This window comes from Streptomyces ureilyticus (genome assembly GCF_011045025.1).
Classification (GTDB): Bacteria; Actinomycetota; Actinomycetes; order Streptomycetales; family Streptomycetaceae; genus Streptomyces; species Streptomyces ureilyticus.
Genome location: NZ_JAAKZX010000018.1, coordinates 16,435 through 29,481, shown reverse-complemented (window position 1 = coordinate 29,481; position 13,047 = coordinate 16,435). Strand labels below are relative to the sequence as shown.

Sequence of the window (13,047 nt, the reverse complement as noted above, 5' to 3'; positions counted from 1 at the left end):
CCACCACCGTGACGTTGTCCACAGCGGGTTATCCACAGCGGTTGACACCTTACGGCCCTCGTCCCACCATTGAATCGGACGAACCGAACGATCGGTCGGTAGCTTGATCAAGGTCGAGGGGGACCACATGGCGACAGCAGCCGAGCACCGCACCGCCCGCGCACAGGCGGACGGGACGGCGGACGAGGCCGCGCGGACAGCGGCGTACGAGGCTGTTTTCGACGCCGCCGTGGCCGCCGACGAGCGCATCGAGCCGCGCGACTGGATGCCCGACGCCTACCGCTCGACGCTGGTCCGGCAAATCGCGCAGCACGCCCACTCCGAGATCATCGGCATGCAGCCGGAGGCCAACTGGATCACGCGCGCACCCTCCCTGCGCCGCAAGGCGATCCTGATGGCCAAGGTCCAGGACGAGGCCGGACACGGGCTCTACCTCTACAGCGCGGCGGAAACGCTCGGCACCAGCCGCGACGAGCTGCTCGACAAGCTGCACACCGGCCGCCAGAAGTACTCATCGATCTTCAACTACCCGACACTGACCTGGGCGGACGTAGGCGCCATCGGCTGGCTGGTGGACGGCGCCGCGATCACCAACCAGGTGCCCCTGTGCCGCTGCTCATACGGTCCGTACGCGCGCGCGATGGTCCGCATCTGCAAGGAGGAGTCCTTCCACCAGCGCCAGGGGTACGAGCTGCTGCTGGCCCTCAGCCGCGGCACGCCGGAGCAGCACGAGATGGCACAGGACGCGGTGAATCGCTGGTGGTGGCCCTCGCTGATGATGTTCGGCCCGCCCGACGACGAGTCCGCGCATTCCGCGCAGTCGATGGCCTGGAAGATCAAGCGGCACTCGAACGACGAACTGCGTCAGCGCTTCGTGGACATCTGCGTCCCCCAGGCCGAATCCCTCGGACTCACGCTCCCCGACCCGGAGTTGAAGTGGAACGAGGAGCGGGGGCACCACGACTTCGGAGCGATCGACTGGACGGAGTTCTGGGAGGTCCTCAAGGGCAACGGCCCGTGCAACGAACAGCGGATAGCCCAGCGCAGGCAAGCACACGAAGAAGGCGCATGGGTACGGGAAGCGGCCGCGGCATACGCCGGCAAACGCGCCGCAAGCAACGGGGAGGCGCGGTGACCACCAACGACTGGCCCCTGTGGGAGGTCTTCGTACGCTCGCGTCGCGGACTCTCGCACACCCACGCCGGCAGCCTGCACGCGCCGGACGCCGAGCTGGCGCTGCGCAACGCCCGCGATCTGTACACCCGGCGCGGCGAAGGCGTCTCCATCTGGGTCGTCCCCTCCACCGCGATCACGGCCTCCTCACCGGACGAGAAGGACCCCTTCTTCGAACCGGCCGCCGACAAGCCATACCGCCACCCGACGTTCTACGACATCCCGGAAGGGGTGAAGCACCTGTGACGGTCACCGCCGGTTCCACGGCCGCCCTCGCCCTCGGCGACGACGCCCTGGTGCTCTCGCACCGACTGGGGGAGTGGGCGGGCAAGGCGCCCGTCCTCGAAGAGGAAGTGGCCCTCGCCAACATCGCCCTCGACCTGCTCGGCCAGGCACGGGTCCTCCTGTCGATGGCAGGCGACGAGGACGAGCTGGCGTACCTCCGCGAGGAGCGCGACTTCCGCAACCTCCAGCTCGTCGAGCAGCCGAACGGAGACTTCGCCCACACGATCACCCGCCAGCTGTACTTCTCTACCTACCAGCGACTGCTGTACGCGGAACTCGCCGCCGGGGACGGCCAGTTCGCCCCGCTCGCGGCCAAGGCCGTCAAGGAGGTCGCCTACCACCAGGACCACGCCGAGCAGTGGACGCTGCGACTGGGCGACGGCACGGCCGAGAGCCATCGGCGGATGCGGGAAGCGTGCGAGGCGCTGTGGCGGTACACCGCCGAGATGTTCCATCCGGTCGAGGGGGTAGACGTCAACTGGAAGGATCTGGAGACCAGTTGGCTCGAGTCCGTCTCCGCCGTACTGCGCCGGGCGACCCTCGACGTTCCGGAGGGACCGCGGTCCGGGGCGTGGACCGCGGGCGCCGGGCGACAGGGACTGCATACGGAACCCTTCGGACGGATGCTCGCCGAGATGCAGCATCTGCACCGCAGCCACCCGGGGGCGTCATGGTGACCAGAACGACACCCTTCGAAGGACAGAAGACGATCCTCGAGGAAGAGCTGCACAAGCTCGCCGGTTCCGTGCCCGATCCCGAGCTGCCGGTCCTCACCCTGGAAGAGCTGGGCGTGCTCCGCGCGGTCCACGTCCGTGGGGGCGGTGCGGTCGAGGTCGAGCTGACGCCCACCTACACCGGCTGCCCGGCCATCGAGGCCATGTCGGCGGATATCGAGAGGGTGCTGCACGAGCACGGGGTGCCGGAAGTGACCGTCCAGACCGTGCTCTCCCCTGCCTGGACGACGGACGACATCTCGGACGAAGGACGCCGCAAGCTACGGGAGTTCGGGATAGCACCGCCGCGCACGCAGCGGGCGACGGGACCGGTTCCGATATCGCTCGGCCCGACGCGGACGGCCGCGCACACTCCGGGCGGGGCAGCCGAAACCCCACCGGCTGTGGGCCCGGAGGCGGACCCCGTGCGCTGTCCGCACTGCGGCTCCGCCGACACCGAACTGCTCAGCCGCTTCTCGTCCACCGCCTGCAAGGCGCTGCGGCGCTGTCTGTCCTGCCGTGAACCGTTCGACCACTTCAAGGAGTTGTGATGGCCCGCTTCCACACACTCCCGGTGGCCGCGGTCGACCGGCTCACCGACGACTCCGTCGCCCTGACCTTCGCGGTACCGCCGGAGCTGCGCGAGGAGTACCGGTACGCACCGGGCCAGCACCTGGCACTGCGGCACACGGTCGACGGCACGGAGATACGGCGTACGTACTCGATCTGCTCGCCGGCGCCCGACCCCGCTTCCGCGGAGGGCGACGGCCCGCGGACGCTGCGGGTAGGGGTGCGGCTCGTCGAGGGCGGGTCCTTCTCGACGTACGCCCTCAAGGAGATCGGTGTCGGCGACGAGCTGGAGGTGATGACACCGGCCGGCCGTTTCACACTCGAACCGGCGCCCGGGCTGTACGCGGCGATGGTCGGCGGCAGTGGCATCACACCCGTGCTGTCGATCGTCGCGACACTGCTGGCCCGGGAGCCCGAGGCGCGGTTCTGCCTCATACGCAGCGACCGTACGTCCGCCTCGACGATGTTCCTCGAGGAGGTCGCCGATCTGAAGGACCGCTTTCCGGAGCGGTTCCAGCTGGTGACGGTGCTCTCCCGGGAGGAGCAGCAGGCCGGTCTGCCCTCCGGGCGACTCGACCGGGAGCGGCTCACGGGGCTGCTGCCGGCGCTGCTGCCGGTCGACGCGGTGGCGGGCTGGTTCCTGTGCGGGCCGTTCGGCCTGGTGCAGGGGGCGGAGCGGGCGTTGCGCGATCTCGGGGTGTCACGGAGCCGCATCCACGAGGAGATCTTCCATGTGGACGACGGGGCCGCGCCGACCGCCACCGTGCCGACTCCCGCGCACAGCACGGTGACCGCGCGGCTCGACGGGCGCGCGGGCACCTGGCCGGTGCGGGACGGCGAACCGCTCCTGGAGACGGTGCTGCGCAACCGCCCCGACGCGCCGTACGCCTGCCGGGGCGGGGTGTGCGGGACCTGCCGGGCGTTCCTGGTCTCCGGCGAGGTGCGGATGGACCGCAACTTCGCGCTGGAGCCGGAGGAGACGGAAGCGGGGTATGTGCTGGCGTGCCAGTCCCATCCGGCCACGGAAAAGGTGGAGTTGGACTTCGACCGGTGAGCTTCGACGGGTGAGCTTCGTCCGGGTGACGTTCGGCGGATGTTGAGCTTCACTCGCCGACGGCTCCCGCGGCTGCCGCACCGTTCCCTTTTCATAGAACCTGTTCTACCTTGACGCTCCGTCAGATCCATCGTCGGTCCCATCAGCTCCGTCCGATGGATCAGGTACGCGTGGGAGGACAGGCTGTGGACTTCAGCTTCAGCGAGGAGCAGCAGGCGGCCGTGGAAGCGGCGAAGGCGGTGTTCGCCGGAGTGGCGCCGGACGGGGTGCCCTCGCCCGCACTCACCGCGGGCGCCGTCGCGGACGACTTCGACCGGACGCTGTGGGGCAAGCTCGCCGACGCCGACCTGCTGAGCCTGCTGCTCGACGCGCGCTACGGCGGGGCGGGGCTGGACGCCATCGCGCTGTGCCTGGTGCTGCGCGAGTCGGCGAAGGTGCTCGCGCGGGTGCCGCTACTGGAAAGCAGTGCGGCGGCGCTGGCCGTGCAGGCGTACGGCGGTGAGGAGTTGAAGACGAAACTGCTGGCGCGGGCCGGGCGGGGCGAAGTCGTGCTGACCGTCGCCGCGAACGGCCGTACCGGACACGACGGCGCCGAACTGGCCGTCACCGCGCGCCGGGAAGGCGACGCGTGGGTGCTGGACGGGGTGCAGACAGCGGTGCCCTGGGGCTGCAACGCGGACTTCGTCGTCGTACCCGCGCTGAGCACCGGCTCGGGCCGCGCCGTGCTCGCCCTCGTACCGCGCGGCCACGAAGGCGCCACGCTCGCCGAGCAGGTCTCCACCACAGGAGAGCGGCTCGGCGAACTCCGGCTGGACTCCGTACGCCTCACCGCTCGCAACGTCATCGACGCCGACGGCGCCTGGGAATCGCTGCGGGATCTGCTCGCCACCGGAACGTGTGCGCTGGCGCTCGGCCTGGGCGAGCGCGTCCTGGGGATGACGAGTGAATACACCAGCAAACGGGAGCAGTTCGGATTCCCGGTCGCCACGTTCCAGGCAGTGGCCGTACAGGCCGCCGACCGCTACATCGACCTGCGCGCGATGGAGGCGACCCTCTGGCAGGCCGCGTGGCGGATCAGCACGGGGGCGGGCGGGGTACTACCCGCGTCCGGCGACATCGCCGTGGCCAAGATCTGGGCCTCCGAGGGCGTACGACGCGTCGTGCAGACCGCGCAACATCTGCACGGAGGCTTCGGAGCCGACACCGACTACCCGCTGCACCGCTACCACGCCTGGGCCAAGCACCTGGAACTCTCTCTCGGCCCGGCGGCAGCCCACGAGGAAACGCTGGGCGACCTGCTGGCGGCGCATGCACTGGGGTGACCGGCAGACGGCAGCGCATGGTCGCCGAAGCCGCTGAGGGCCGGGCGCCTCACGGGGCGCCGTGCGTGACGTGTCTCTAAGGGGTCCTTTCAAAAAGCTGCGATCTTGCGGGCGAGGGTCATGCAGTGGGCGAGTTGGAGGAAGGCGTCGTGCATGTCGTCTCGGGTCTCCCAGCGGGTTCGTAAGCGGCGAGGGCCGTGTAGCCAGGCGATGGCGGACTCGGCAACCCATCGCACCCGGCCCAGGCCCGAGCCGTGCGGCTGGCCGCGCCGGGCGATCTTCGGGACGATGCCGCGCTCGCGCAGACGGCGGCGGTAGCTGTCGTGGTCGTAGCCGCGGTCGGCATACAGGGTGCGGGGCTTGCGCCGGGGCCGGCCCCGCTTGCCCCGCACCGGCGGCACGCTGTCGACCAGCGGCAGAAGCTGGGTGACATCGTTGCGGTGCCCGCCGGTGTGCGATACCCGCAGCGGGGTGCCGTGCGCGTCGGTCAGCACGTGATGTTTCGAGCCCGGCCGCGCACGGTCAACCGGACTCGGACCGACTTTTGGGCTGCTTCGCCCCCGCTTGGCCGGCACGTGCGAGGCATCGACCGCAACGCGGGAGAAGTCCAGGTGGTCCGCCGCCCGCAGCCGGTCCAACAGCACCCGCTGCAAGTCCTCCCACACCCCGGCCTCCTGCCACTCGGCCAGCCGCCGCCAGCAGGTAGGACCCGAGCCGAACCCCAACTCCTGCGGCAGGTACTCCCACTGGATGCCGGTGTACAGCACGAACAGCACCCCCTGCAGCGTCCTGCAGTCATCGATCCGCTTGCGCCCCGGATACCGGAACCGTCGCTCATGCTTCGGCAGCAGCGGCTCGATCACCGCCCACAACTCGTCACTGACCTCCCACGGCTTCCGCCGTGCCATGGTCACCCCCACACAGCACGGGAACACATACCTCTCCACCGTGCCACAAGAAGATCTTTCTGCAAGGACTCCTAAGCGGACTGCTGAAGTCCATGCGATACCGCGCCTCCAGAGAGGCCGCAGGCCTCTCTGGAGGCGCGGGGCTGTATCAATCTGCGGCTCCGCCGCGCGGGCGCGAGAAGCCACAACGAACCCGCAGCTTCGCCCGCCCAACCCAGCGGAGCGCTAAAGCACGAAACCCGGCTGGCCCTTGTCGTCCACGACAGGGCGCCCCGTGGCGGCCCAGACCTGCATACCGCCGCCGACGTTCACCGCGTCGATGCCCTGCTGGACGAGGTACATCGCGACCTGCGCGGAACGACTGCCTGAGCGGCAGATCACGTGGATCCTGCCGTCCTGTGGCGCCGCCTCGGTCAACTCGCCGTAGCGCGCCACGAATTCACTGATGGGGATGTGCAGCGCCCCCGCCGCGTGACCGGCCTGCCACTCGTCGTCCTCCCGGACGTCCAGCAGAAAGGCTCCGTCCGCGAGATCCCCGACCTCGACCGTGGGCACACCAGCTCCGAATTGCATACGCCCGACGCTACCCGACCCGCCCACCACCTGCGCCGGGGGCGCCTCACGCGGAGCCACGCACCCCGGGTGAAGCCGACCGACAGGCCGGTGAAACTAGCCGAGCAGCCCCGCCAGCTCCGCCTCGCGCTCGCTCACCTGCGTCAGCAGCTGCTCGGCGATCTCCTCCAGCAGCCGGTCGGGGTCGTCCGGGGCGAGCTTGAGCATCGCGCCGATCGCGCTCTCCTCCAGGTCACGGGCCACGAGGCTGAGCAGCTCCTTGCGCTCGGCGAGCCATTCGAGGCGGACGTAGAGCTCCTCGGCGCGGCTCGGGCGCCATTCCTTGGGTACGGGCCCGGCGGCCCACTCCTCGGACAGCTCCTGGAGCAGTGCCTCGTCCCCGCGGGCGTACGCGGCGTTGACCCGGGCGATGAACTCGTCGCGCCGCCGGCGCTCGGAGTCGTCCCGCGCCAGGTCGGGGTGCGCCTTGCGGACCAGTTCGCGGTAGAGCTTGCGGGCCTCGTCGCTCGGGCGCACGCGCTGCGGTGGCCGCACCGGCTGCTCGGTCAGCATGGCCGAGGCCTCCGGGGACAGCCCGTCCGAGTCGAGCCAGTCGTGGAACAGTTCCTCGATCCCCGGCATGGGCATGACTCTGGCCCGCGCCTCCTGCGCCTTGGTCACGTCCTCCGGGTCGCCGGTGCGGGCGGCCCGGGCCTCGGCGATCTGCGCTTCCAGTTCGTCGAGCCGCGCGTACATCGGCCCGAGCTTCTGGTGGTGCAAGCGGGAGAAGTTCTCCACCTCGACGCGGAAGGTCTCCACGGCGATCTCGTACTCGATCAAAGCCTGCTCAGCCGCACGCACGGCTCGCTCGAGCCGCTCCTCGGGCCGCACCTGCTCCTCACCGGAAGCCTCGTCGGCGGAATCCTCGCTCGCGGACTCCTCATCGGCGGAATGCCCGCTCGTGGACCGCTCGTCGGCGAAACCCTCACCGGCCGATGCCTCGTCCGCGGCCGTCGGAACATCATCCGCCGACAGCCCCGCAGCCCCCTCCTCAACAGGCGGCTCGGACGGGGACTGCTCAGCTTCCGGCGTCATCACCCACCCAGCCTAGGTCACGAGCCGACGGCCCACTCAAACTCCCAACTCCCCCGCGACCCTCCCCGCTTTCACAGCCCCCACCAGCTCCGCATGATCCGCCTCCGTGCGGTCCGCGTAGGCCACCGCGAAGGACGTGATCGCCTCGTCCAATTCCTCGCTCTTGCCGCAGTAGCCCGCGATCAGACGGGGATCGGCGCTGTGGGCGTGGGCGCGGGCCAGCAGGGCGCCTGTCATGCGGGCGTAGTCGTCGATCTGGTCGGCGGCGAGGGCCGCCGGGTCGACGCTGCCTTTGCGGTTGCGGAACTGGCGTACCTGGAAAGGCAGCCCGTCGACCGAGGTCCAGCCGAGCAGGATGTCGCTCACGACCTGCATACGCTTCTGGCCGAGGACGACACGGCGGCCCTCGTGCTCGGCCTCCGGCACGGTCAGGCCCGCCGTGCTCAGGTGCGGCAGCAGGGCGGAGGGTCGGGTCTCCTTCACCTGGAGGACGAGAGGTTCGCCACGGTGGTCCAGCAGGAGCACCACGTACGAGCGCAGGCCCACGCTTCCCGTGCCGACCACGCGGAACGCGACGTCGTGCACCGCGTACCGCGCGAGGAGCGGGAGGCGGTCCTCGGAGAGCGTGGTCAGGTACTCCTCCAGTGACGCCGCCACCCCGGCTGCCTCCGCATCGGGTACGCGCCGCAGCACCGGTGGCGCGTCGACGAAGCGGCGCCCACCGCCCTCGACCGGCTCCGTCGACTTCGCGGCGAAACGGCCGCTGGTATTGGCCCGCGCCTTCTCCGAGACCCGCTCCAGGGTGCCCAGCAGATCGTGGGCGTCGGTGTGCGAGACCAGTTCCTCGTCCGCGATGGCGTTCCAGGCGTCCAGGGCTGGGAGTTTCGCGAGCAGCCGCATGGTGCGCCGGTAGGAGCCGGTCGCGAAGTGCGCCGCCTTGCGGCAGGTGTCCTCGCCGGCTCCCGCCTCCCGGCCCGCGAGGACCAGCGAGGTCGCGAGCCGTTTGAGGTCCCACTCCCAGGGCCCGTGCACCGTCTCGTCGAAGTCGTTCAGATCGATGACGAGGCCGCCGCGCGCGTCCGCGTAGAGGCCGAAGTTCGCCGCGTGCGCGTCCCCGCAGATCTGCGCGCCGATGCCCGTCATGGGCGTACGCGCCAGGTCGTACGCCATGAGTCCGGCCGAGCCGCGCAGGAAGGCGAAGGGCGTGGCCGCCATTCTTCCGACCCGTATCGCCGTGAGCTCGGGGATGCGGCCGCGGTTGGACTCCTCCACGGCGGTCACGGCGCCCGGCCGGTCACCGTTCCCGCCCAGGGAGGCGTGCGCTGCCCGCGAGACCTGTTCCCGCAAGGCCTTGCCCTCTTCCTTGGGAGATCCCTGAGCCGGCCACGGCGCGAACCCGCGCACATCGGCGACTCTGGCCCGTCCCGTCTGTCCCGTCTGCTCAGCCCGCGCTGCCACCGCGCCACCGCTCTCGCTCACTTGGACCGCCTCCCCCGTGCACGAACATCAACTTGCCACGACGGTACCGCCGGGCGCCGATCCGCGTGAGGCCCTGTGGACAACTCCGAACCTGTGGAAAACTCCCAGGTCTGCCCTGTGATTGTCCTCACCCGAGACGCCCCGGCGCGACCGGGACGAGCCCGAGGCGACCCGGGCCCGCCCGGCCCCCGGACAACGCGAAAGCCCCGCAGGTCCAAGACCTGCGGGGCTTCTCTTGTGCGCGAGGGGGGAGTTGAACCCCCACGCCCTTGCGGGCACTGGAACCTGAATCCAGCGCGTCTGCCTATTCCGCCACCCGCGCATTGGGTGTGTCGTCCGTCTCTCACCGAGGGGTGGGAGCGCCTGGCGACATGCAGAAGATTAGCACGCTGCCAAGGGTGGATTCACATCCCTTTCCGGGGGCAGCAACGAAGCAGGGCGAGGCGGCAGACCCCGGCATCACCTGCGCAGCCGCCCCTCACGGTGCCTTGTGCCCCACCGCTGCCACCCCGTACGTATCGGCCAGAACCTGTTCACGTATCAACCTCGTACCGGTCCCGGCCATCTCCCCAGGAGGCGGACAGGGTCCACAGTCGGGTGCGGGACACTGTGGTGAAGCCACCTCTACGATCCTTCCCATGGGAGTGCCCAGGGGGAGTTCGAAGAGGAGCTCCGAAGGGAACTTCGGGAGGGGACTTCAGTGGGCGCCGACACCCGTCGACGGTGCCGACAGGGGGAACCAGCCGATTTCCCGGCGCGTGGATACGATCAGTAAGCAAAACCAGGACAGCGACGAAGGAGGAGGTGCCCCATGGGAGTCCTGAAGAAATTCGAGCAGCGTATCGAAGGTCTGGTCAACGGCACCTTCGCCAAGGTGTTCAAGTCCGAGGTCCAGCCCGTCGAGATCGCGGGCGCGCTCCAGCGCGAGTGCGACAACAACGCGACGATCTGGAACCGTGAGCGGACAGTCGTCCCCAACGACTTCATCGTGGAGCTGAGTACGCCGGACTTCGAGCGACTCAGCCCCTACTCCGGCCAGCTCGGCGACGAGCTCGCCGGCATGGTGCGCGACTACGCGAAGCAGCAGCGCTACACCTTCATGGGCCCCATCAAGGTCCATCTGGAGAAGGCGGACGACCTCGACACCGGCCTGTACCGGGTGCGCAGTCGTACGCTCGCCTCCTCCGCCAACCAGCAGGCTCCGGAGCGCGCTCCCGCGGGAGGCCCGGCCGCCCGCCCCGGGGGTTACGGCTACCCGCCTCCGGCTGCCGCCCAGCCGGCGGGCGCTCCCCCCATGCCGCCCGCACCGCCGCCCGGTGGTCGCGGCCCCGCGTCGCCGATGGCCCAGGGCCGCGCCGCGGCGCCCGGCCCGCTGCCCGGTGCGCGCGTACGGCACTGGATCGAGATCAACGGCACTCGCCATCAGATCTCCCGCCCGACGCTGGTGCTGGGCCGCAGCACCGACGCCGACGTGCGGATCGACGACCCCGGCGTCTCGCGCCGGCACTGTGAGATCCGGACCGGAACGCCCTCGACGATCCAGGATCTCGGGTCCACCAACGGCATCGTGGTGGACGGGCAGCACACCACCCGCGCTACGCTCCGCGACGGCTCGCGGATCGTCGTGGGCAGCACCACCATCATTTACCGGCAAGCCGAAGGGTGAAGCGGGGGCAATGTCAGAGCTGACCCTCACGGTCATGCGGCTGGGTTTCCTGGCCGTACTGTGGCTGTTCGTGATCGTGGCCGTGCAGGTCATCCGCAGCGATCTGTTCGGAACGCGTGTCACACAGCGCGGCTCGCGCCGGGAGAGCGGACGGCCTCAAGCGGCCGCCCGGCAGCAGGCCGCGCCGCCGCAGCAGCGCCAGCAGGCGAGCGGCGGCGGCCGTCAACGCCGTGGCGCGCCCACCAAGCTCGTCGTCTCCGAGGGCATCCTCGAGGGAACGACGGTCGCGCTGCAGGGGCAGACCATCACGCTGGGGCGTGCGCACGACTCCACGATCGTCCTGGATGACGACTACGCCTCCAGCAGGCATGCCAGGATCTACCCGGACCGTGACGGCCAGTGGATCGTGGAGGACCTCGGGTCCACCAACGGCACATATCTGGACCGGAGCCGGCTGACGACCCCCACGCCGATTCCGCTGGGCGCGCCGATCCGCATCGGCAAGACCGTCATCGAGCTGCGGAAGTAGTACGACACAATGAGCGAGCGGAGCGAGCACGCAGCGGCGGTCCCCTGGGTGGACCCCGGCGCGCTCCCGACCGGAGGGTGGGCACCGTGCGGATGTACCCGGAGCCGACGGGCGAGGTGCGCATGAGTCTGTCACTGCGCTTCGCCGCCGGATCGCACAAAGGCATGATCCGCGAGGGCAATGAGGACTCCGGTTATGCCGGTCCGCGCCTGCTCGCGATCGCCGACGGGATGGGCGGCCAGGCCGCCGGTGAGGTCGCCAGTTCCGAGGTGATCTCCACCATCGTCGCGCTCGACGACGACGTGCCGGGTTCCGACATCCTGACGTCGCTGGGCACGGCCGTGCAGCGCGCCAACGACCAGCTTCGGCTGATGGTCGAGGAGGACCCCCAGCTCGAGGGCATGGGGACGACCCTGACGGCACTGCTGTGGACCGGGCAGCGGCTCGGTCTCGTGCATGTCGGCGACTCCCGTGCGTACCTGCTGCGGGACGGCGTACTGACCCAGATCACGCAGGACCACACCTGGGTGCAGCGCCTCGTCGACGAGGGACGCATCACCGAGGATGAGGCCACGACGCACCCGCAGCGCTCGCTGCTGATGCGTGCGCTGGGCAGCGGCGACCATGTCGAGCCGGATCTGTCGATCCGTGAAGTCCGCGCCGGCGACCGGTACTTGATCTGCTCCGACGGCCTGTCGGGAGTGGTCAGCCATCAGACGATGGAGGACACCCTCGCCAGCTACCAGGGTCCGCAGGAGACCGTGCAGCAGCTGATCGAGCTCGCGCTGCGGGGCGGCGGCCCGGACAACATCACGGTGATCGTGGCCGACGTACTCGACATCGACGGCGGGGACACCCTCGCGGGCCAGATGTCCGACACCCCGGTCGTCGTCGGCGCGGTCGCCGAGAACCAGCAGCAGCAGTTGTTGCACGACGACGGCACGATGCAGACGCCCGCTGGCCGCGCCTCCAGCCTCGGCCGCACCACGCCCTCAGGGGGCGGTGGCGAGTTCGGCCCGCCCGGCAGCGGCGACACGACGGGATACGTGCCCACGGACGGCTTCGGCGACTACACCGAAGACGACTTCGTCAAACCGCGCCGCGGACGCAAGTGGCTGAAGAGATCCCTGTACGGCGTGCTCGCGCTCGCCGTCATCGGCGGCGGGCTGTACGGCGGTTACCGCTGGACGCAGACGCAGTACTACGTCGGCACCAAGGGCGAGCACGTCGCGCTGTACCGCGGCATCAGCCAGGATCTGGCCTGGGTTTCGCTGTCGAAGGTGGAGAAGGACCACCCCGAGATCGAACTCAAGTACCTGCCGCCGTTTCAGCAGAAGCAGGTCGAGGCCACGATCGCCGAGGGCGGCCTCACCGCCGCCAAGTCGAAAATCGAGGACTTGGCGACGCAGGCGTCAGCTTGCAAGAAGGACGCCGAACGCAGGCAGGCCGAGAGCCGTAATAACTCTCAGACAGGTGAAGGCGAAGCAGGCGGCACCACGGGAACCACAAGGACCTCCGTGGCGTCGAAGGCGACACCAACACCGACCCAGAGCCCGACCTCGCAGTCATCACCGTCCGCCGACCCGTCCCCCACCGCACCCACTCCCACACCCGGTCCCAGCCTCTCGGAGGAAGAGCAGAAGCTGGTCTCGCTGTGCGGTAAGCAGTAAGCAACGCACGCTGTGAGAGGCCCCGTTACAC

13 protein-coding genes and 1 tRNA gene are annotated in these 13,047 nt (G+C 69.9%); 9 read left to right on the top strand and 5 right to left on the bottom strand.

Translation table 11 applies throughout. The features are described from left to right. The first annotated feature begins 127 nt into the window (after positions 1-127). From paaA to G6048_RS08660, 6 genes are all read left to right on the top strand, one after another. Positions 128-1,135 (top strand): 1,2-phenylacetyl-CoA epoxidase subunit PaaA, encoded by a 1,008-nt coding sequence (gene paaA, locus G6048_RS08685; RefSeq protein ID WP_165338872.1) that lies wholly within the window; start codon positions 128-130, stop codon positions 1,133-1,135. Then, a complete protein-coding gene (gene paaB, locus G6048_RS08680; RefSeq protein WP_165338871.1) occupies positions 1,132-1,419 on the top strand; it encodes a 1,2-phenylacetyl-CoA epoxidase subunit PaaB in 288 nt (95 codons plus the stop codon). Before paaA ends, paaB begins: the two co-directional genes overlap by 4 nt. Next, a complete protein-coding gene (gene paaC / locus G6048_RS08675; protein WP_165338870.1) occupies positions 1,416-2,135 on the top strand; it encodes a 1,2-phenylacetyl-CoA epoxidase subunit PaaC in 720 nt (239 codons plus the stop codon). Before paaB ends, paaC begins: the two co-directional genes overlap by 4 nt. Next, the gene (gene paaD, locus G6048_RS08670; RefSeq protein ID WP_165338869.1) at positions 2,129-2,722 is read left to right on the top strand and encodes a 1,2-phenylacetyl-CoA epoxidase subunit PaaD; all 594 of its coding nucleotides are present in this window, start codon (positions 2,129-2,131) and stop codon (positions 2,720-2,722) included. The genes paaC and paaD overlap by 7 nt, the downstream gene beginning before the upstream one ends. Next, positions 2,722-3,795: a 2Fe-2S iron-sulfur cluster-binding protein gene (locus tag G6048_RS08665; RefSeq protein WP_165338868.1), complete on the top strand. Its 1,074-nt coding sequence runs from the start codon at positions 2,722-2,724 to the stop codon at positions 3,793-3,795. Before paaD ends, G6048_RS08665 begins: the two co-directional genes overlap by 1 nt. A gap of 185 nt (positions 3,796-3,980) precedes the next feature. Beyond that, positions 3,981-5,117: an acyl-CoA dehydrogenase family protein gene (locus G6048_RS08660; protein ID WP_165338867.1), complete on the top strand. Its 1,137-nt coding sequence runs from the start codon at positions 3,981-3,983 to the stop codon at positions 5,115-5,117. Positions 5,118-5,206: 89 nt separating this feature from the next. Here G6048_RS08660 and G6048_RS08655 read toward each other — a convergent pair whose 3' ends face one another. The 5 genes from G6048_RS08655 to G6048_RS08635 form a co-directional block, all read right to left on the bottom strand. After that, entirely contained in the window at positions 5,207-6,025 is an 819-nt protein-coding gene (locus G6048_RS08655; protein ID WP_165338866.1) for an IS5 family transposase, read from the bottom strand. Positions 6,026-6,250: 225 nt separating this feature from the next. Continuing rightward, positions 6,251-6,580 carry a rhodanese-like domain-containing protein gene (locus tag G6048_RS08650; protein WP_165338917.1) on the bottom strand — a complete coding sequence of 110 codons (330 nt, stop codon included), beginning with the start codon at positions 6,578-6,580 and terminating at the stop codon, positions 6,251-6,253. A 114-nt stretch (positions 6,581-6,694) separates the two neighbouring features. After that, positions 6,695-7,675, bottom strand: coding sequence for a hypothetical protein (locus tag G6048_RS08645; protein ID WP_165338865.1), 981 nt, complete (start codon positions 7,673-7,675; stop codon positions 6,695-6,697). A 33-nt stretch (positions 7,676-7,708) separates the two neighbouring features. Next, positions 7,709-9,151 (bottom strand): DUF2252 domain-containing protein, encoded by a 1,443-nt coding sequence (locus G6048_RS08640; protein WP_165338864.1) that lies wholly within the window; start codon positions 9,149-9,151, stop codon positions 7,709-7,711. Between the two features lie 238 nt (positions 9,152-9,389). Continuing rightward, a tRNA-Leu gene (locus G6048_RS08635) sits at positions 9,390-9,473 on the bottom strand. 489 nt (positions 9,474-9,962) lie between these two features. Between G6048_RS08635 and G6048_RS08630 the strand changes: the two genes are divergently transcribed. The 3 genes from G6048_RS08630 (at position 9,963) to G6048_RS08620 (ending at position 13,016) form a co-directional block, all read left to right on the top strand. Beyond that, positions 9,963-10,817: an FhaA domain-containing protein gene (locus tag G6048_RS08630; protein WP_165338863.1), complete on the top strand. Its 855-nt coding sequence runs from the start codon at positions 9,963-9,965 to the stop codon at positions 10,815-10,817. A 10-nt stretch (positions 10,818-10,827) separates the two neighbouring features. Continuing rightward, on the top strand, positions 10,828-11,346 hold the full coding sequence (locus G6048_RS08625; RefSeq protein ID WP_165338862.1) for an FHA domain-containing protein FhaB/FipA: 519 nt from the start codon (positions 10,828-10,830) through the stop codon (positions 11,344-11,346). A 122-nt stretch (positions 11,347-11,468) separates the two neighbouring features. Continuing rightward, entirely contained in the window at positions 11,469-13,016 is a 1,548-nt protein-coding gene (locus G6048_RS08620) for a Stp1/IreP family PP2C-type Ser/Thr phosphatase (protein ID WP_235989545.1), read from the top strand. Positions 13,017-13,047 lie beyond the last annotated feature (31 nt).